We start from the raw sequence: 19,199 nt of genomic DNA, 5'->3' as shown, positions 1-19,199 counted from the left end.
TCGGGTCCAAATCGGGGGCAAAAATTATTAAAAATGAAAAAAAACATTGTCAAAACAGCATTTAAACCAAATAATATTGACCAGGCGGAGATAAATAAGACTCCCTCGCTCTCCGCAGGAAGGGACTCCTTCAAAAACACCAGAGGGTTGCTCCAAAAAGAGCAGCCATTTTTCTTTGAATATCAGCAACTTATGAGCAAACTCTAAGTTGATCGAAGGTGTTCTAAAACTACCTTCCTTAAAGGTGAATCCTTGTTTGAACACCTGGCTAAAAATAGCGTGTTTCTGTCCCAAACTGGAATCTTGAAAAATTTTAGGCATATTAAGCAGAAACTCTTCCTTCGGCTTAGTGTGCATTCGGCGTTTGCTCAGTCCAAGCATTTCCTGCACCCCGTAATATTGTGCTTCACTGACGATGCCTTCGTGAATGCCTTTTATCAGTTTCTCCGGCATATTCACACCAGGACTGACGCGAACTAATCCCGCGTACAATGGATTGATTAGAATGCGGCGAACGGCCGAATTTCCACTATGCGGAAATCCTAGTTCTCTAACTTCTTTGGAGATCAGAAATTTTGGAACTCCCGAGAGAAAATCTCTGTAGATTTTTTCTATAATAGGTTGTTTGACTGGATCAATCTTTATGATCATTTTGCCTCCCTGCTCCTTATGATTGATATAGCTGTAAGGAGCTAGATTAATGTATCGTCCGGATTCCTGTGCATGACGGGGACTTACTTTTGCCCGTTTTCGGATAGTCAGCAATTCCTGGTTAGCAATTAAGTATTTAAAGGCCCTCAATAAGAAAACTGAAGGATCCTGCGTATCGATATCCAATGGTTCACTTGTAGCTATAACCTTTAATCCGTACCGCTTCTCAAGTGATTCGATCTTTTGGAAAGCCTCGGGTAAGTTCCGGCTAAAACGATCATGGCCAAATTGCCAAAAACTAAAATTCCGATTTGAATAATGGATTGAGTTTATGATAATCATTCTTAAAAAAACATGTTTTAAGAAGATATATAAAGGGCCATACCCAAAACAGCTTCAAGCCTGCTCGATTACTACACGAAATCGAAACTTATTAAGGTACAGTTATCGAAAAGTGCTATATTTATTTATGACTCGTAGAATATTAACGCTATTGCTTCTTATCTGCTTAACTCGTCCAGTTTCCGCTCAGCGTACATCCTGTGACTGTTCTGCTAACCTCAACGAAACCATCCGAAAAACGGAGCTTAATTATGCAGGCTTTCCTGCTAAAGTAAATTCAAAAACCAAAAAGGCCTATTCCCTTTTGGTACACGCACTCAAGATCAAATCCAGCCAGCAACAAAATGCGGAGGATTGTTTCTACCTGATTAAACAATACGTCAGGTTTTTCAAAGACAAACACTTTTCCCTGAGTTACTATCCGAAAGAGGAAACAAAACGGGAACTCATGGACGTAGACAGGATCCTGAACACGGTTCAAGCCGGAAATGGAGATCCTCTTGAGGGCATCTGGATCAATTCCGACAGCTCGCTTCGACTTGTCATTAAAAAGTTTCCAAACCTTCAGTATAAGGCCATTGTGATCCAGTCGAAAGATTCCGGAAACGTCAAAGGTCAGGTATATTTTTCTTTAAAGCCGCATCACAAAGTTTTTCTGCTCGAGCAATATAATGTATTTGGCAGCACAGATATGTATGCACAACGAAGGGGCGGCTTGCTGCAATTGTGGGGTTTTGCACTCTTCGGAAAAATTTCAGGTACGGGCATGACTCCCGATGAGCGAAAAGAACTGGATACCTGGAAAAACAACAACAACGGGCTGGATTTCCGGCAGCTGGACCAGGAAACAAGCTATATCAAAATCCCCACTTTTTTTAATAATGACAGCCGGATTGAAAAGCTGGTGGCCGCCAATGACAAAACCATCAGGGCCAGCAGGTACCTGATCATCGACCTGCGTGGCAACGGGGGAGGCAATTCTGGCTGGAGCTTCTTATTGCCTTATGTAATGACGGGTCCAATCGACCAGGACAGCCCGAAATTGAGGATCTCTGCAGACAACATTAAACTAAAACGCGCGGAACTCGAACCTCTTGTTAAAAATCCCATGCCGAAAGAGATGCAGAAGTACTTCCCTGACAGTTATGTGAGTAAACTAAAAAGTATTTATGAGGAATTGGCTCATACCAAGGCCACTTTCATTGAGATCCCAGGCGTTCGCATCCCATTGGATTCGGTGTTGCGTAAGCCGGAAAGGGTTGCATTGATCACTGATGGACTCTGCGGAAGCTCAACCGAATTCTTCTTTAATTTGATGAAGCAGAGTGGAAAAACGAAAAGATATGGCGGCAACACGGTGGGAATGATGGATTACGAAGGACCGACAAGCCGGACGATGCTTCCCTGCGAACAGCTGGTTTTGATGATTCCTGTATCAAAAATGAGCTGGGCGGATACTCATCCTATTGATCAGACAGGGTTTAGCCCGGACGTAAAGATCAGTCTGCCGGCAGCGGAATGGCTGAATTATGTCAAACAGGATTTAAAAACAAACATCCGGCAGTAATAAGGTTTAAATTGAATAATCAAATATAATCCAATTTCTAAAACAAATCATTATTACTCCTTGCAAGGTTACAATGAATCGCGTTGATCAAATTATTTCGGCTTGTAAATGTCTCGGATGATCCTTAAAATTTCCGATAAGTGTTGCAATGGACTCCCTCCTTCCCCGCAGTAAGTACAAAAGCGCGTGTTTTTAGAACACGCGCTTTTATTTTTATACAATGCTGATATCCAAATATTTACAAAACAACAAATGAAGCCAATTTGATGGGTATTAACGATTTATACTAAAAATCATACTATTTTTTTTAAAAATAGACCATAAAACCCCGAGAGCACTAGGGGATTCGAACACCCTCAATTTACATCCTCAGAGGCCAAAAGTGCAAATTTCACTAAAAAAACAATTATTTCCTGGCCCTCTATCCTTGACAAATCATTACCATGCATAATTCATGCTTCAGGATCTTGTCGACCATATCACTAGTCATTTGTTCTGGAAGGTTATTTGGGAATATATTATTTGGCTCTGCCGACTTGTTAACCACCTTTAAACCAAGGACTAATCTAGCTGCATTGTTCAAAATATCATCAATCCCAAACTCTTTTTGCAGAACCGGCCGAGCCTGTAATAGCATAGTAAGGAGCTCTCGTTTTTTGATAGAATTGTACCGATTCCATATCATGCCTAGTAGAGTTAGCTGTAGGATTTTCTTCCCATTCCGTTAATCCGTCCTGATTAGAATAAAGTCGTCATTTCCTATTTCATCAAACTTAATAACTACCCCATCCATCAAATCAATATATAAGTAGATACTTTCTAAAATATCCTCTTATATATAAGTCCCTATTTGAACACCTAATTCAAAATAGCGTACTTCTGTCCCAAACCAAGATCCTAAAAAATTTTAGACATGTTGAGACAGATAAATATTTCCCTAAAAAACGGATTGACATGACAATCCTGTTTAATTTCTAAGTGTTGATCAGGGAAAATCCGCATGGCACCTGTTGTAAACAAAATATGTTAGGTTTCCAGTTTAAAAACTCCTAAGTTTACTATACTAAAGTAAGTGTTTTTAGGATGTTCGGCACTTATTTCGGTATTGCAACCAGATGGAAAAATTATATACCAAGGAAACATTAAGAGCTATGATCCAACCCGTAACAGATGCTGTTTATGTGCTGAATGGCAAATGGAAATTAGCTATTCTCATCTGTTTAACATTTGAAAATATGCGTTTCAGGCAGTTGACAAATGAAATCCCTCAGATTACCGACCGTATGTTATCCAAAGAGTTAAAAGAATTGGAAACGAATCTATTGATCAGACGGACGGTATCGCCAGCTGCCCCGAAAAGATTTGAATATTCGATTACCGATCATGGAAAATCTTTGCATAATGTGGTTATCGAGCTGCATAAATGGGGATTAAAACACAGGGAAGAGATTTCTCAAAGGTAAAAACCAAGCCGTTATGAGCAACAATAAATCAGACTTATTCTATGCTGAGCTTGAGCAGTCCAGCCTCCCACTTGCAGAACTGTTTTCGTCAGATTCGCCCTTTAGTACGGTGCCAAACGACTGGGATATTATTTTAACAGATATCAAAAATTCAACCGCAGCGGTTTCAGAAGGCAAGCATCAAACGGTAAATCTGATAGCTACCTGTACCATTGTCATAGTGCTTAACATTGCTTTTGGCAAAGAAATGGATATACCGTTTTTCTTTGGGGGTGATGGGGCGACTTTCATTGTCCCATCCTCGATAAGTGGAGATATCATGGGTGCATTAGGAAGCTTTAGGGCCAGCACGAAAGCAAATTTTAATCTTGATCTTAGGATTGGGGCCATTTCTGTAGGGGATATTTATGCCGCCGGATTTAAGCTGCAGATTGCCAAACACAGCAGGTCCTCTGTTTTTTCAATGCCGGTTATCCTGGGGAACGGATTAAGCTATGCTGAAGAGCAGTTAAAGGGTACCGCCTGTAATCCATTTAAAGCTTCATCCACTACGGTGGAAGCTGACTTAACTGGGATGGAATGCCGTTGGGACCAGATCCCTGTACCGATAGACCAAGAGGAAGTGCTCACCTTACTGGTTATCGGAAAAACCGAAAACCAGGGCACGATCTTAAGTAAGGTAATTGCAGGAATTGATGCCATTTATGACAGTGATAAGCAGCGCCGTCCCATTTCAACAAAAAAACTTAAACTTAAATCAACTTACAACAGGCTTCGGAGTGAACTGCTTGCGAAATACAATAAAGGCCGGCTTTTCCTTTATCTTGTAAACGGGATTTCCGGTCTGCTGGCCTATTTTTATTTCATGACCAGTTCAGGTAAGCGGTATTTAAGTGATCTGGTGGAAATGTCAGATAACCTGGTGCTTGATGGGCGGATTAATACGGTCATTTCAGGCACAAGGGCCCAAAGGATCCAACTTATAGAAGCCCTGGACAAACTGGAATCTGAGGGTGAGATTGTCTTTGGCGCCCATATCAGTACTTCATCCATTATGTCCTGTTATGTCAGGGATATGAAAAACGCACACATTCATTTTGTTGATGGTTCCCAGGGTGGATATACAATGGCCGCCAGAGAGATAAAAACAAAAAATCAAAAAGCCCACCAGATATGATCTGATGGGCTTCAAGACAGCATGCTACTGCGTCCCAAGAAGATGCATCCGACCATGTGCCGTGAAAAAGCACAATTGTTTTAGAATTTTTGTTGGTTGCTTTTTGGGCCTGAGCAGTAAAACCTAGTACACTCATTGCCATCATTATAATTGCTTTTTTCATCTTGTTTAATACCTAATTATTTAGAACAAAACAAACATCGGGGGATGCCGCGGCAATAAGTTTAACCCGGGTTAATATCGAAAGTTCCCTGAAAAAATATTTCAGAGACTTTCGATTTGTACCTTGAAGATTCTGATGCTTACTCGAGATATCATTTTTCAAGCACATAGATTTTCTTTTCCCCATAATCCCAGACCGTTTTATACTGATCTAAAAACCGGTACCCAAAACAGATATAGCTGGCTTCGCTGATCTGCATTCCCTTACGGAACGGAGCCGTTTGCTCGAGGGTATAGGGAGTAATGCCTTTTACACTTACTTTAAGTTTTCCGTCCAAAACTATATCACTAACGTTAACTATCGGATCATCATAAGCGTCGTTTCCTGCAGGGATAACCAGGCATTTCGTTTTCAGCACCGTTGCGGCCTGATCATCCAGTTGAAGCAGGCCATATTGACCTGTATCAAACGAACCAAGTAGATCAAATTTACCGATCTTGACGCGGACCATGGGGTGATTTGGCAGCCTTCTGGTTTCGAAATTGAGCACTGCCAATACTTTTTCACCATTTAAAAAATCCTTTGATTTTTGCCGTTCCGGAGTGTTTTTATAAAACGTGAGTTTCCTTTTTAGATAATCGAGTTTAAATAGGTAGCCCTCATAAAACTTGTGGCCGATATACCCGATACAGTCAGGGGTGATGTTGTTCTGTAGGAAATCAAAATTTCCACTGGTGATATTCAAAAGGTTATGGTAAGTCAGTCCATTCTTAAACTTAACTTGTGTTATGGTATCATTGATGCTTTTCATAAAGGACTGCCCGCTGCCGACCTGCCCCCTGTTCACCGCTTTCTTTCCAGGTAGTTTTACCGCATTGTCGTTGATTTCAATGGCTGAATTAAGACCTGTATCAAACATGAACTTTCCCTTGATCCCATTGACCTCTACCGATATAAAAGGGTAAGCATTAACCAGGGTCAGAGGAAAGACGATGCTATCTCCGTGAAGCTCGGCTTTGTTTTGGAAGACCTGCTGGGCAGGCTGTTGCGCTACGGCATGTATGACGGCTGTACTAAGCAAAAAAAGTAAAAATGTTTTTTTCATCTTGGTTTGTTCAGGATTTAAACAATCAAAAGAAATCTATGTGCGTTTGCCACATAGATTTCTTTTAGATCTTTATTGGACTATAATTGAATTACTTCTTTTGTTCAGCGGCCAAAAAAGCATTGGTTGCATTCACAAAGTCCTGGCTATACTGAAAGAGTGCACCATGGCCTGAATCACTCCATAGAATGAGTTTTGAATTGATCAGGTATTGTGATAGGGTGAACGAATTGACAGAGGGCACGATTAAATCGTTTGTGCCGTTTACGATCAGAACAGATTGTTTTATATTGCGCAATTGCTGGTACTCCGGATCTTTCTCATGTCCGTAGGTAATGATGGCTGTTGCCTGCGCATTTACAGTTGCTCCAGATGTTGGCGTATCGCGGTTCTCTTTCCTTAATTGCAACCTTTCCAGAAACTGCTCCCCAGCCTCAATACCGTTATCTGTTTTGGTGAAAAATATATTTCTCAGCACCTTGGCCGGACCATCCGACATGCCTGCGGTGACCACGTTTACAATTTCGGTTATCCCTTCACTGCCCTTAGGCCCAGTGCCCGCCAAAATTACTTTATCTACCAGTTCCGGATATCTTTCTGCCAGGTTTTGGGCAATAAAACCGCCCAGTGAGAAGCCAAGCAGATGTACTTTTTCCATACCCAATGCATTGATAAAATCATAGGCATCATTTGCCATTTCCGCTACTGTAGCAGGAGTTTCGCCTTCGCTGCTACCAACACCTTTGTTATCAAATAAAATGACCGGATGTGTTTTTGCCAATTCATTGGTAAGGGCAGGATCCCAGTTGTCTAAAGTACCGGTAAAGTGTTGTAAAAATACAATTGGTATACCCTCTGGCTGTCCAAATGAGCGGTAAGCGAATTTGATCCCTTTAACATCGATAAAGGTAGTAGGGACTGTTTCATGAGTAAGCATGGTGTTACTCTTATTTAGATTTTGTGACATTTTTTTGTGTGTTTATGATATAAAGAATTTATGATTTGATATTTAAGGGGGCTATTATCTGCTTTCTGCAATTAAGATATCGGCCAATTTATCCGGCATTGAAATGAATGGGGTATGGCTGCTTTCAAGCGTGTATACCTTTGCCACTTTGCCCATCTTTACCATATATTGCTGCGCGGGATAGCTGATCGCGTTATCATTAGCAGTATGGATATATACCTTTCTGATGCTTCCGAAATTTTTATCGGTCAAGTGTACAGGTGTGGCAAGCGGGGCTAACGGTTCGGCTTTAATATGGGCAGCGAGGTATAGCTGAACCTGTGCAGGCGCATCTGCGGCAAAAATGTCTGCTACGGCATCATTTGCGATTATTGCTGCACCGTGTTCCTGGTCAATGGTTAAGGATTTACCGATATGGGAGGCAGGATCCTGTTTTGCCAGAGATAAAAGGCTGTCGCCGTTATGTGGCAAGGCTGCTGCAAGGAAGATCAGTTCTTTAACCTGGGCTGGAATTTCTTCCGCTACCTGGCTGATCACAAGGCCAGCGAAACTGTGTCCTACCAAAATTACATTGGTGTGGGTTCCGATGGCTGCCTTTACCTGGTCAACATAGGTTCTGAAAGTAATGCCTGCAAATGAGGTGCTGTCTTTCCCGTGACCTGCAAGATTAACATTGATCACTTCTTCGCCTTTGGCTTTTAACAAAGGGGTTACAGCATCCCAGGAAGATGCATCCGACCACGCACCGTGAACAAGTACAATCGCTTTAGAATTTTTGTTGGATACTTTTTGGGCCTGAGCAGTAAAACCTAGTACACTCATTGCCATCATTAATATTGTTGTTTTCATCTTGTTTAATGCCTAATTGTTTAGGACAATACAAACATCGGGAGATGCCGCAGCAATAAGTTTAACCCAGGTTAATATCGAAAAATGATGTAAAATTTTGAAAAGGTACTTTGTTGCTTTAATGTTTGCAGCTGTTAATCAACAATAATGTTACCCCATCACTATACCGTATGTTAGTATTCTATGCATTTAAAATCTATAATTTTAGGGCATGTCAGAGCATACAACAGAAATAGATTTATTACGTACGGTTTTGGGATCTACCGGTATGAAGCCGGAAGCATTTGAATTGTCCCTGCCCCACTGGAAAGTGAAACAATATAAAAAGGGGGAGTTTTATAACGAATATAAAAATGTCTGCAAGCACCTGGGTTTTGTGATCAATGGCGTGTTCAGGATCTACCGGGTAAACAGCGAGACGGGCGAGGAAAAGAACATGCTGTTTTTTACCGATCGCCAGTTTGTGGCATCCTATAAAAGTTTTATGAGCCAGACCGCCTGCGAATATTATACCGAGGCCATGGTAGATTCGCTTATCCTGTATATCCATATCGATCACCTCAATGAGCTTTACGGGCAATCGCACCAGTGGGAACGCTTTGGAAGGATCGTCGCCGAAACGGCTTTTCATGCGGTGATGACCAATACAGAAGGGTTTTTATTTAAGACCCCCGAGGACCGTTACCGGGAAATGATGGAAAAACACCCAAATATTTTCAATTCGGTACCCGGTTACCATATTGCCTCATATCTGGGGATCCAGGGGCCTTCACTAAGCCGCATCCGTAAAAGGATGGTTGGGAAGTAAGTCTCATTAACTTATCTCGCTCCCAGGTTTCTGGCCTGCAAAAATTCTCCTAAAAATTTTTAGGGGGATTTTCGATTTTAACCTGGGTTAAACTTATCCAGATGTTATATCCGGATGTTTGTGATGTCCTAAACAATTAGGCATCTCAGATCATGAAAAAAAATATATTAACCTTACTTGCTGTAGCTACTGCTACAATTATGTTTTCGTCTTGCTCAAAAAATACCGATGACATGAAACCCGTTCCCGCTCCAAAAAATTATGTACTGGTACACGGCGCATGGCAGGCCCCTTATGTGTGGGACGCTGTAAAAACAAGCCTGATCAATGAAGGCAATAATGTGACCGTTGTAGAACTTCCGGGCCACGGCAGCGACAATATTGTTCCTTCAACAATTACTTTAAATCTTTACAGGGACAAAGTGGCTGATGCTTTATCAAAAATAAACGGCAAAGTTATCCTGGTAGGCCATAGCCTGGGTGGTATGATCATTTCGGTCGTTGCCGAGCAAAATCCTTCGAAGATCGAAAAGCTTGTTTATCTTGCTGCTTACTTACCGACTTCCGGACAATCACTGTTTGACCTGGCCGGTACCGACGCAGGATCAAGCCTTGGTGGTTCAGTTAACGGACAAAAAATACTTACGCAAAACGATGCTAACGGAACCCTCGAGATAGCACAGGATCAAATTGTGAGCATCTTTATCCAGGATGGTTCCCCTCAGGTTCAAAACCTTGTTTTAAAAAATTATCGTCCCGAACCAGCCATTCCATTTATTACACCGGTGACACTGACTGCTGCCAATTTTGGTTCTGTCGAAAAAGTTTATATCAAAACCTTACAGGATCACGTGGTTTCACCAGGTCTGCAAGACAAAATGATCGCATCCGGCAACGTAAAAAAAGTATATCAATTAAACACCAGCCACTCTGCATTCTTAGCAAAACCAGATTCTGTGGCGATATTGTTAACGAAAATAGGAAAATAATAACGCCGGAATTTGATAATATATCAATGAAACCGTCTCATAAGTTAATTATGGGGCGGTTTTTTTGAATTAACGCTCACTAAAGATACCTAGTAGAGGCTTTCAGGAATTCTCTACTAGGTAATATTACGTTCCAAATCATGTAAATCCAGATTAAATAACACTAGAGGCTTTAAATCCGCTACCTGTTCAGTTTATAAATTTTCGTCACCCCCCATTCTCTTCTTATTCTCATATATTTCCCTGATTATTCTAAAAAGTTCCTGTAGATGTTGCAGTGGACTCCCTTCATCCCCGCCGAAAAAACGAAGCCCGACGATTGTCTGGTTTTTTGTTTTACAGGCTTTTCACCAAGATGCAGCCTTAAATGGAAAACCGAAAAAAAGATGAGCGTGGAGAATGCTTCGTTTTAGTGAAGCCTCCCCTTTAAGGATCACTGGAACGCAGGTAATGCTTCGCTCTCCGCCAGGCAAAAACGTCAGCAGTTTGGTGGTATTTTAAAAATCAGCAAATCATTTTTGATTGAGGAGGGGAAAATCTGCGTTAAACCTCGAAAATCGAACTAAGTTAGAATCCCAACTATCTGCTAACAAGAAAATGCCGCTAATTTTAGTGGCATTTCCTGTAAAAAGTGATCATTATGCCACTATTGTGGCATTGGTGATTTTGAAAACGAAAACTATGGCTTTTATGCCGGTTAAATGCACAAAGTTCGAAGGCTTCAGATTAGTTCCATTTGTACAGCCATTTTAACCAAAGATGCAATGTTACGTGCCTGAAATTTAGAAAGTAGGTTTTTCCGGTGTGTATCAACTGTGGTTACACTTACAAAAATTTTGGCCGCAATTTCGTTATTGGTTAGGCCTTCGGCGATAAATTCCAGCACTTCCTTTTCTCTCCGGGTAAGGATGATCGTTTTATTTTCCTGCTTACGGAGTAACTGAAGGGCATCACTACTCATATAGGACCTTCCCATGCTCACTGTAAATATAGCCGTTAACAGTTCGTTTTTGGTGGCATTCTTAAGTACATAACCTGAAGCTCCATTTTCAATTATTTTTTTAATAAAACTTTGCTGATTAAAGGTGCTTAAACCAAGAATATGAATAGCCGGGTACTTTTCTTTTATGCTTTTGCAAAGCGCTATTCCGCTTTCATTACCTAAATTAATATCCATTAATATAACCTCGGGTTGATGATGCTTTAAAAAAGCCAGGCAGGATTCTGTAGAAGTGGCATGTCCCAGCCACTCAATACGCTTTTCGCCCTGCAGCAACGAACGTACCCCTTCAATAACCAGGTAATGATCATCAACAATCAAAACACTTACAACATTCATATCTTAAATTCAATTAACACCGATGTACCTTTACCTGGCTCGCTTTTAACATCTATTTTTCCTTTTAAAAAATCAACCCTATTTTTAATATTGGCCCAGCCAATTCCGTTTGTTTCGGTTAATAGGTCTGGTTTAAATCCTTTGCCATCATCCTCTACAGTTACCGTTATAATTCTATCGCTTTGGGCTAATTGCACAATAGCAGTGTTAGCCGAGGCATGTTTCATGGCGTTATTTAGCAATTCTTGCACTATCCTGAAAATGGTTATTGCGGTTGTATTATCAAGGTTAGCGGTTTCCATTCCAATGGATTGATAATCGACCTGCAATGCACCGGTAAGATTTATATCTGCACAAAAATCCTTTAAAGCAGTATCCAAACCAAATTTTACCAGGGCTTCCGGCATCATGTTATGGGCCACTCTGCGCATCTCTTTGATGGAACTGTCCAGCATATCCATACTTCTATTAAATGCCATTGCATTTTCTGGTGTCATTACTAAATTTCCCTGCATATGTCCAAATGAGTGTTTTAAGCCTGAGAGCATACCGCCCAGGCCATCGTGTAAATCTTTAGCCAAACGTGTTCTTTCTTGCTCCTCTCCTTTTAATACCGCTTCTGCTGCAGTAAGCTGCTTTTCAGTTTCCAGTTCGTTAATTCGTTGCTGCTGTATTTTTTGGCGGTGTTTATAGTTGCGGTACACCAATGCCAAAATGAGGGTCAACAAAAGCGCACCGCCAATCAGTATATAATTTAAGATGTTTTTTTGTTTGATGGCCGCCTGTTGCAACCTGATTTGACTGTCCTTTTTTACAGTTTCGTATTTTTTTTCGAGATCTGCTGCAGATTTAGCCACTTCTTCATTCAAACCGGTTCTTTCAAGTGAATCGGCCTTGCGTTGTGCATTTGATGAAGTGATAAAGTCGCCCAGCGTGGCGGAAATGTAGGAGAGCAGGCGGTAACTGTTCTGCATCTCATGCCTGATGGAATCGGCCTTGGCAATAGAAAGGGCCTGGTTCACATAAGCAAGGGCTTTCCTATTGTTCTTGGTATAGTAATGGGCAGCAGCAAGGTTGTAATATGCCGTGGCTAGAAGCTGACGGCTATTCACTTCCCTGGCAAGCGCAAGCGAATGTGCAGCCATTTCCCGCATTTTATCATACTTACCTAAAGAGGAATAAAAATTAGTAATGTATTTATAGATGTTTGCTTCGGCAAAGCGGTCGTTAATCTGCTTTGAAGAACTCAGTGCTTTATCGTAAAAATAAATTGCACTGTCGGGTACTCCAAGTATTTCATATTCCTGGGCAATGCCTGCATACAGTCTGTTCACATAGCCAACAGTAACATTGTATTGCTTCCTAAGACGCAGTCCGGTTAATCCGGCATCTAGAGATTTTCGGTGTTGCCCAAGATCGGCATAGGCATTGCTGATACTAATGTATAAACCTACCATTTTTGCCGTATCCTTTACTTTTTCGGCTTTTGCCTGCGCCTGCAAAACATAGTCTAATTCCTCCTGGTATTTACCAAGATACTGATAACAGATGGCCATCATATTGAGCATCGCTATTTCAAATCCCGGTTGTTTTAGATGCTGTGCAATCATTAAACCCTTCCGGCTCTCTTCCAACGCTTTGTTGTGTGCCCCTTGTGTAAACGATACCACAGCCATACGTTCATGATACAGATAGCGGCCACGTTCATACGATAATTTTTCTGAGAGGCTACCCAAGAGTTTCAAAAAATGCCTGGCCGAATCAAGGTTATTTTTCTCATAGTATTTGGCCAAATGGTAATAGGTTTTAGCACAGTTTGTGTCTTGCTTATGAACACGAAGTAATTTTAGCAAACTATCCTTTTCGTTTGTTTGTGCATTTGAATTAAAGGCATAAAAAAGGCATATCAATGCAATAAGTGTTTTTAGGTACATGGCTTTAGTTATGAGTACAAATAAACCTAATTGTTAGCCCGATAATGCTCCCCTTTTTACAGGATTTTTATTAAAGCTACAAAATATCTTCCGCCAGAAAAATAACCCCGTCAAGTCCAGCCCGTACGTTTTATAAAAATCCTCTTTTTAAGGGATAAGAAAACCTGATACTGCGGTCTAAATTAGCCTTGAACAAAAAAGGAATCCAAAACAAAAAAAACTGAAACATGAAAACTAAAAATTTAATACTATCGGTACTACTGATTGCAGTTGGTACTACAGTGCAGGCACAATTCTTTAAAAAACTGAAAGAGAAAGTGAACGCAACGATGGACAGGAAAATAAATAATACCGTTGATAAGGCCATCCACAAAACAACGGATAAAGTGGTAGACAGTACTGCCAGTAAAATTGAAAAGGCAGCAAAAGATATAGGCAAAGGGAAAAAAGATAAAAAGAGTAAGCAGGACAAATCTGTTCCGGAAACTGAAAAACCAATTGTACAGGACAGTACAGCCAGAAAAGAACCTTGATAGCGCCATAATTTATCCCATAAATCAATTGAAAATGAAAACGATATTTTTAAAAACAGCAAGCTTTGTATTAGCAGTATTGTTGATGTGTAACGCATGCAAAAAAAGTAAAAATGAACCGGAAGACAATGGCCCCTATAATCCTCCAACAACATTTAAATACCATACCACCAATTTCAACGATGGCTGGACGAGCACGATAGAAACTGACTGGGTAAAGGTAACAAAGGGCAATATGAAAGTACTTTTACACTACCCCAAAGCGGGAACCGTAATTCAAGCCGATCCGGCACCGGCAGTTGCCGCCGCATGGAATATTTTGGTTGCCCCCCGTTACAGTAATATCAGGAATTACAAATCAGACTATATCTCCAATTTTGAAAGACCTGAGTTCGGCATGGCCACCCTTAGGGACAATGCCACGCAAAATGATGTTTTTGTATTGCTGTACAGGAAAGCAGCGGGATGGATAGAATGCATATCACCGGATAAACAAACCTTTATCAATGAATTTGGTTTCGATCCTGAAAACATACCTAATGATTATTCGGCCGCCCTTACCCTTTCAGATCAGGTGCAAAATATGTTGAGTTATAACCGCTTTGCGGTTGCAGCCGAAGATCTCAACAATACCGGAAAATGGTCTGACAAGTTCAGCAGCAACACATTTTATTACAGTTATTACACCGGATCCTTAGTGGGTACGAGCACCTATACTTCAGTGCAGTTTTTTGTTTTTGGTAAAAACCAATCCTACAGTTGGGAATTATATGCCGCCAACAGTGGTGGCGGACAAACAACATTTGCACAGGCAAAGAGCAAAGGTAGTTTTAAATCCATTAACGAGTGGCAAATCCAATGCTCAGACATAGAAGGCAGGCCCAGAACCTACGACGTCTATTTTTCGGCCCTCAAAAACGGCAGAGTGTTATTTATGAACGATGCGCAATCGCCGGGCAATGGTGTTTTTACCGGGTTTGGCTATGACCAATAAACCCTAATAAATAAATGAATTACGCGTATGAAAAATTGTAGAATAGCCAGCTACCTGGTGTTTACCGCCATTTTATTGCTTCCTGCATTATTGTCTGCACAAAAAAAGCCGGGCAAAGAAAAGCCCCCTACCAAAAAGGAAATGGAGCAGGCTATGAATGACGCACGGGGCATGATGGACGAGATGATGAAAGAGATGAGCCCTGAAGATAAAAAGATGATGGACAGCCTGGGCCTTAAAATGCCTGATATGAAAAAGGCCTCCAAAAACCTTGAGGGTATTTCTGACAAAAAACTGGCCCAGGCCTGGGAAGATGATAACCGTATTGTACCTAAAAAAGATGCAGCCCGGATAGCGGCAATTCCCCCTCCGGTAAGCGATGCAGGCCTTGCAAAATATGTATCAGGCCTACAGGCGAAAGCAGCAGCTCGTATCAAACCAGAAAGCAAAGCAGCTGCCGAGAAAATTTATACTTATATACAAACTAAAAAATTTAACAGCAATCAGGCTGGCGGCATAGCCATGAGCCTTTGGTTATATGGAAAGCCGGAGGCTGCACTCTTTTTACTGGGAAAAATTTGTGCTGCCGACCCGAGCAATACAGATAATACCAGCAACTATGCCGCTATGCTTACCATGCAGGGAGGACAACACCTGGCCATTCCTTTACTCAATAACCTGAACCGTAAATTTAGATGGAACTCCACACTGCTGAACAACCTGGGCCAGGCGTGGTTTGGCCTGGGTGATATAGATAAAGCTGATAAATATCTTGACAGCACCCTTGCTTTGTATCCTTTTCATCCCCAGGCCAATTTAACCAAGGCGGCTATTGAAGAAAGCAAAGGCAACATCAAAAAAGCAGAAGAGGCCATAAAGAAATCCATCAAACATGCCTATAGCCCGGAAAAAGAAAACATGCTGAAAAAATTGGGCTATAAACTTACAGATGCTAACCTTTACATTCCTTTTGTAAGAAAGGGAGACCTCCTGGAACTCGGAAAAATACGCCGGCCGGATTATCCTTATTCTGTAAAAGAAGCAATAAAATTATATCCCATATGGGAGGGGTTTAGGGCAGACTGCCAAGAACTTATTCAAAAGCTGGAAAAACACCTGCCCGACGCAACTAAAGGGTATATGGAGCAGGCGAAGAAAACGGTAGCCAGTATAATGAAAGATGTTCAAAATGGCAATATCAGATCTCAAAACCTGCTGCCGCTTTATGCCAGGAAAGCATCGCTTGCTGCAAGCCGAACTACCGAGTACTATGAAGAAAGGCTGCGGGCGTATTTTGTACCCAAAGGAATTGATCAGTTGAACGGCCTTCTTGATATCAGGAAAAAACATAAGAACCCGCCGCCTGAAGCGCCCTGCATGGTACATCAGAATTCGAAAAGTGACCTGATCAAAAAGCTCAACACATTCAGGAAACCTTACGATGATGAATTTCTCGATGAATACCGTCGTTATCTTAATGATATGGGGCATTGGGCTGTATTTACCAGCACCGACCCAAATATGCTAAAGGCGATTTCCATACAGTTCCAGATAGCCTATATCAGAAAAGCCGTTGAACTGGGACCAGAATTTGAATCCGTAACAGACAAGACCACCTTATGCGAGGAGGGGGAAGAGGACAACAAGCCTTATGGGAAGTTAAAGGATTTTGACTTCACCAATGCCTGCAAATACAAAAGCACCATCACATTTGGGAATGGCGCAATGGAAATAAACTGTACGCACACGACCTGGAAATTTAATTCAGAATTTGTTGACTATTCCAGGACATTAGGCCCTAACGATGTATATGAGCGCAGCAGTGTGGTATTAAAGCCCAAAATAAGTGGCAGCGGCAATGCAGGTCCCTTAAAAGCCGGGGCTTCTTTTGGGGCCGACATTACCTTAAACTACGATACCAAAGGGCTGAAAGACTGGAATGCTCTCGTAAAAGCAGAGGCACAGCTGGGTGTGGGTGGCAGCGTAGGGCCGGTTGCCGCCGAAGTTACGGCCGGTGTTGCGGTTGAAGTGGAAATAGACAATACCGGGAAGACGGATGTGAATTACATCACAAAAGCAGGTGCCAAAGCCGGCATCGAAGCGCCCAAGATCGAAGGGTCTAAGTCAGATGAATTAGATGAAACCATCAATGCCGGAATCGACAAAGTAAACGATGCAATAGGAGGCCTAAAAGGTACTTCGGTTGAAATAGGAATTGAAAACCGTACCAACCTCATTAGCGGTAACAGCCTGCGCAGCGGAACCGGGGTATTATCGGGAATAAAATTTTAATACACTTCTTAAAAGAAATAATAAGATGAAGAAGGCAATAATCGTTTTTTTCCTGCTTTTAACTGGCTACGCCAAAGGGCAGCAGGTTGACAGCCGTGGTATATACATCAATAAAAGTGAAATTGAGAATCTTGAAATCGGGTGGCTGTATCCTTTGAAAAACGTACCGGCAAAACCTCTTAACCTAAACGGTTGGAACTACCCGTCGAATCAAGCCGATATTTGTCAAAAAATTGGCTTTTGGATTCAACAAACCTATACGCCCACAGGCTTGTTGGGCGAGTTAAAGCAGAGCCTGCGTACCCCCGAGGCTTCCAAGTACAAAGGCACCAAATATTACGACTACAATGAGGCCGAAAAAGACAACCGTTTTGCGCTACCCAATTCCTACGGGGCTTCGGCCAAATTTCATAAGTGCCTGTCTAAAACAAGCACACATAAGTTTTTTCCAACGCCAGGCAACCATTGTTATACCCCTCTAGACATCATGGCAAATAACGTAGAACTGATTACCAAACAAATCATTGCGCTATCTACCCCTACCGATTATTACTGTACCATGCCAGAATATAGCCTTGGGCAAGGCAAAGAATTTGCAGACAATTGGCAGGAAAAAATGCCTGTTTACAGAAATTTTACCGGCAGCCCCAACCTGCAGCCTTACAGGCACTATTTCTATCCGGTGGCCGGCTTTTTAAGTTATGTAATCATAATGACCAAAAACAAGCAGCCGCTACCCTTTGAGCAGGTGACCGTAGGCGAATTTTTACGGCAATTGGAAAGCCAGTTTCCCAAGCTGCACCAATTTGCAGTAAACCAAAAACTGATTTATGAAAACTACCTGGAAAATGCAAAAAAAGGCATGCAGGTACTAAAAGAACAATTAAAGCAACAGGAAAATAGATATGTATATTTTAGTACCATAGAGAGACAAATAGATATCATTGATCTAGCCAACATTGGCAGCAACGGTAAATTGCCCAACTGGATACAGACCGAAAAAACTACTCCGAATCTTGACCGCTGGGGTAAGGTGGTTGCTACTGCCACCAACTTCCCTTTGCTACGCTTAAAAAAAGGCGTAAAAGAAACCTGCGCCACCGGTGGCCCGCAATGGATTGTATTTAGTTTGGGCAATCCAATTGACCACAGTTATGGCGGCAGTGTGCAGTTGATGGATAATTTTGTAAGCCGGTTTAATTACAACTATGTCTATAATTATTTCTTTGGAAATGAAAAAGTAATTGAGCCATACCTCCCATTACAATTAGAAGATGCAACACAAATAAGGGATAAAAAAGCAGCAACAACAGTTTCTGCCACAGCAAAACAAAAAGCTGGCGATAAATCCATCATTTTCTTTGATGATTTCTCTGCCACGGCAGAAGCCGCCACACCTAAAAACTGGGATACGGAACGGTCATCGTCTGGGGAAAGACCAACCATTGCCACAATAGACGGTACAGCAGGCAATTGGCTAAAGTTAAAGAAAAATGCTTCGCCTAAAGATGTTTCGCTACCCATAGGTGGCGATGTAGAAATAAGCTACGATTTATTGGTCCAAAAAGGCGATGTGCCCTGGGGAACACCTGGCATTGAAACCGAGTTTAGATTTTCCAGTAAAGACGGCGATAAAAGATATGCGGTAAATGTTTCGCCCGGCGATATGAACAGGAAAGATGCTGCAGGCTGGATAATGCTGACCCTGGGCGGTTCTGATTGTAAAATCGGAAGTTATCATTCTATTGCAGCATTTACGGGAAGTAACCCGGTGAATAAGGTAAGCATTACCATCCGCAAAAAAGGAGAAGGCATCGCCATTTTTAGCAACCACGCAAAAGTGTACGAATGTGCTTCGGCTTTTATGCCGGGTGCTGTACTGAAGAAGCTCAATTTTTATGTAAATGAAAAGAACGTGTATTATTTGACGAATATTCAGATAAAAAAAATATAGCAGTGAAAAAGCACCATAACAACTTGGCTTACCCAAACCAATGATTGTTTGACGAGCTCGGCTCGCAATTGA

General features: G+C 41.6%; 15 protein-coding genes. 9 read left to right on the top strand and 6 right to left on the bottom strand.

The window, feature by feature from the left end; all coding sequences use genetic code 11:
- Positions 1–27: 27 nt before the first annotated feature.
- Complete coding sequence (locus GGQ60_RS08025; RefSeq protein ID WP_183762108.1) at positions 28–993, bottom strand: recombinase family protein; 966 nt, start codon at positions 991–993, stop codon at positions 28–30.
- Here GGQ60_RS08025 and GGQ60_RS08020 point away from each other — a divergent pair.
- The 3 genes from GGQ60_RS08020 to GGQ60_RS08010 all read left to right on the top strand — a co-directional run bounded on the left by GGQ60_RS08020 (position 983) and on the right by GGQ60_RS08010 (position 5,200).
- The gene (locus tag GGQ60_RS08020) at positions 983–2,560 is read left to right on the top strand and encodes a S41 family peptidase (protein ID WP_183762105.1); all 1,578 of its coding nucleotides are present in this window, start codon (positions 983–985) and stop codon (positions 2,558–2,560) included. The two genes, GGQ60_RS08025 and GGQ60_RS08020, sit on opposite strands and share 11 nt — an antisense overlap.
- A 1,115-nt stretch (positions 2,561–3,675) precedes the next feature.
- Complete coding sequence (locus GGQ60_RS08015) at positions 3,676–4,023, top strand: winged helix-turn-helix transcriptional regulator (RefSeq protein ID WP_183762102.1); 348 nt, start codon at positions 3,676–3,678, stop codon at positions 4,021–4,023.
- A gap of 13 nt (positions 4,024–4,036) precedes the next feature.
- Entirely contained in the window at positions 4,037–5,200 is a 1,164-nt protein-coding gene (locus tag GGQ60_RS08010) for a DUF3095 family protein (protein WP_183762099.1), read from the top strand.
- A 314-nt stretch (positions 5,201–5,514) separates the two neighbouring features.
- On the opposite strand, the gene GGQ60_RS08005 is transcribed toward GGQ60_RS08010, so the two are convergent.
- From GGQ60_RS08005 to GGQ60_RS07995, 3 genes are all read right to left on the bottom strand, one after another.
- On the bottom strand, positions 5,515–6,468 hold the full coding sequence (locus GGQ60_RS08005) for a hypothetical protein (RefSeq protein ID WP_183762096.1): 954 nt from the start codon (positions 6,466–6,468) through the stop codon (positions 5,515–5,517).
- A gap of 91 nt (positions 6,469–6,559) precedes the next feature.
- On the bottom strand, positions 6,560–7,435 hold the full coding sequence (locus GGQ60_RS08000) for an alpha/beta fold hydrolase (protein WP_183762093.1): 876 nt from the start codon (positions 7,433–7,435) through the stop codon (positions 6,560–6,562).
- A 54-nt stretch (positions 7,436–7,489) separates the two neighbouring features.
- Positions 7,490–8,284, bottom strand: coding sequence for an alpha/beta fold hydrolase (locus GGQ60_RS07995; protein WP_183762090.1), 795 nt, complete (start codon positions 8,282–8,284; stop codon positions 7,490–7,492).
- A gap of 211 nt (positions 8,285–8,495) precedes the next feature.
- Here GGQ60_RS07995 and GGQ60_RS07990 point away from each other — a divergent pair, with 211 nt between their 5' ends.
- Positions 8,496–9,092, top strand: a complete 597-nt coding sequence (locus GGQ60_RS07990; protein WP_183762087.1) for a Crp/Fnr family transcriptional regulator — start codon at positions 8,496–8,498, stop codon at positions 9,090–9,092.
- Positions 9,093–9,244: 152 nt separating this feature from the next.
- Positions 9,245–10,081: an alpha/beta fold hydrolase gene (locus GGQ60_RS07985; RefSeq protein WP_183762084.1), complete on the top strand. Its 837-nt coding sequence runs from the start codon at positions 9,245–9,247 to the stop codon at positions 10,079–10,081.
- 721 nt (positions 10,082–10,802) lie between these two features.
- Here GGQ60_RS07985 and GGQ60_RS07980 read toward each other — a convergent pair.
- Together GGQ60_RS07980 and GGQ60_RS07975 are read right to left on the bottom strand one after the other, a co-directional pair.
- The gene (locus tag GGQ60_RS07980) at positions 10,803–11,420 is read right to left on the bottom strand and encodes a response regulator (protein ID WP_183762082.1); all 618 of its coding nucleotides are present in this window, start codon (positions 11,418–11,420) and stop codon (positions 10,803–10,805) included.
- Entirely contained in the window at positions 11,417–13,354 is a 1,938-nt protein-coding gene (locus GGQ60_RS07975; protein WP_183762079.1) for an ATP-binding protein, read from the bottom strand. Before GGQ60_RS07975 ends, GGQ60_RS07980 begins: the two co-directional genes overlap by 4 nt.
- A gap of 227 nt (positions 13,355–13,581) precedes the next feature.
- Here GGQ60_RS07975 and GGQ60_RS07970 point away from each other — a divergent pair, with 227 nt between their 5' ends.
- Genes GGQ60_RS07970 through GGQ60_RS07955 form a run of 4 tightly spaced genes read left to right on the top strand, consistent with a single transcriptional unit; the run spans position 13,582 to position 19,127 of the window.
- Positions 13,582–13,887 carry a hypothetical protein gene (locus tag GGQ60_RS07970; RefSeq protein ID WP_183762076.1) on the top strand — a complete coding sequence of 102 codons (306 nt, stop codon included), beginning with the start codon at positions 13,582–13,584 and terminating at the stop codon, positions 13,885–13,887.
- Between the two features lie 34 nt (positions 13,888–13,921).
- Entirely contained in the window at positions 13,922–14,881 is a 960-nt protein-coding gene (locus GGQ60_RS07965; protein ID WP_183762073.1) for a hypothetical protein, read from the top strand.
- 27 nt (positions 14,882–14,908) lie between these two features.
- Complete coding sequence (locus GGQ60_RS07960) at positions 14,909–17,173, top strand: tetratricopeptide repeat protein (RefSeq protein ID WP_183762071.1); 2,265 nt, start codon at positions 14,909–14,911, stop codon at positions 17,171–17,173.
- 25 nt (positions 17,174–17,198) lie between these two features.
- Positions 17,199–19,127, top strand: a complete 1,929-nt coding sequence (locus tag GGQ60_RS07955; protein WP_183762068.1) for a hypothetical protein — start codon at positions 17,199–17,201, stop codon at positions 19,125–19,127.
- Positions 19,128–19,199: the final 72 nt, after the last annotated feature.

The sequence above is a fragment of the Pedobacter zeae genome (assembly GCF_014196715.1).
GTDB classification, from domain to species: Bacteria; Bacteroidota; Bacteroidia; order Sphingobacteriales; family Sphingobacteriaceae; genus Pedobacter; species Pedobacter zeae.
This window is presented reverse-complemented; position numbering and strand designations above follow the sequence as displayed.

Excerpts from the sequence above, each read along its gene's own strand:
- GGQ60_RS08020 (WP_183762105.1), top strand. The coding sequence starts at position 983 with ATGATAATCATTCTTAAAAAAACATGTTTTAAGAAGATATATAAAGGG.
- GGQ60_RS08025 (WP_183762108.1), bottom strand. The coding sequence starts at position 993 with ATGATTATCATAAACTCAATCCATTATTCAAATCGGAATTTTAGTTTT.
- GGQ60_RS08015 (WP_183762102.1), top strand. The coding sequence starts at position 3,676 with ATGGAAAAATTATATACCAAGGAAACATTAAGAGCTATGATCCAACCC.
- GGQ60_RS08010 (WP_183762099.1), top strand. The coding sequence starts at position 4,037 with ATGAGCAACAATAAATCAGACTTATTCTATGCTGAGCTTGAGCAGTCC.
- GGQ60_RS08005 (WP_183762096.1), bottom strand. The coding sequence starts at position 6,468 with ATGAAAAAAACATTTTTACTTTTTTTGCTTAGTACAGCCGTCATACAT.
- GGQ60_RS08000 (WP_183762093.1), bottom strand. The coding sequence starts at position 7,435 with ATGTCACAAAATCTAAATAAGAGTAACACCATGCTTACTCATGAAACA.
- GGQ60_RS07995 (WP_183762090.1), bottom strand. The coding sequence starts at position 8,284 with ATGAAAACAACAATATTAATGATGGCAATGAGTGTACTAGGTTTTACT.
- GGQ60_RS07990 (WP_183762087.1), top strand. The coding sequence starts at position 8,496 with ATGTCAGAGCATACAACAGAAATAGATTTATTACGTACGGTTTTGGGA.
- GGQ60_RS07985 (WP_183762084.1), top strand. The coding sequence starts at position 9,245 with ATGAAAAAAAATATATTAACCTTACTTGCTGTAGCTACTGCTACAATT.
- GGQ60_RS07980 (WP_183762082.1), bottom strand. The coding sequence starts at position 11,420 with ATGAATGTTGTAAGTGTTTTGATTGTTGATGATCATTACCTGGTTATT.
- GGQ60_RS07975 (WP_183762079.1), bottom strand. The coding sequence starts at position 13,354 with ATGTACCTAAAAACACTTATTGCATTGATATGCCTTTTTTATGCCTTT.
- GGQ60_RS07970 (WP_183762076.1), top strand. The coding sequence starts at position 13,582 with ATGAAAACTAAAAATTTAATACTATCGGTACTACTGATTGCAGTTGGT.
- GGQ60_RS07965 (WP_183762073.1), top strand. The coding sequence starts at position 13,922 with ATGAAAACGATATTTTTAAAAACAGCAAGCTTTGTATTAGCAGTATTG.
- GGQ60_RS07960 (WP_183762071.1), top strand. The coding sequence starts at position 14,909 with ATGAAAAATTGTAGAATAGCCAGCTACCTGGTGTTTACCGCCATTTTA.
- GGQ60_RS07955 (WP_183762068.1), top strand. The coding sequence starts at position 17,199 with ATGAAGAAGGCAATAATCGTTTTTTTCCTGCTTTTAACTGGCTACGCC.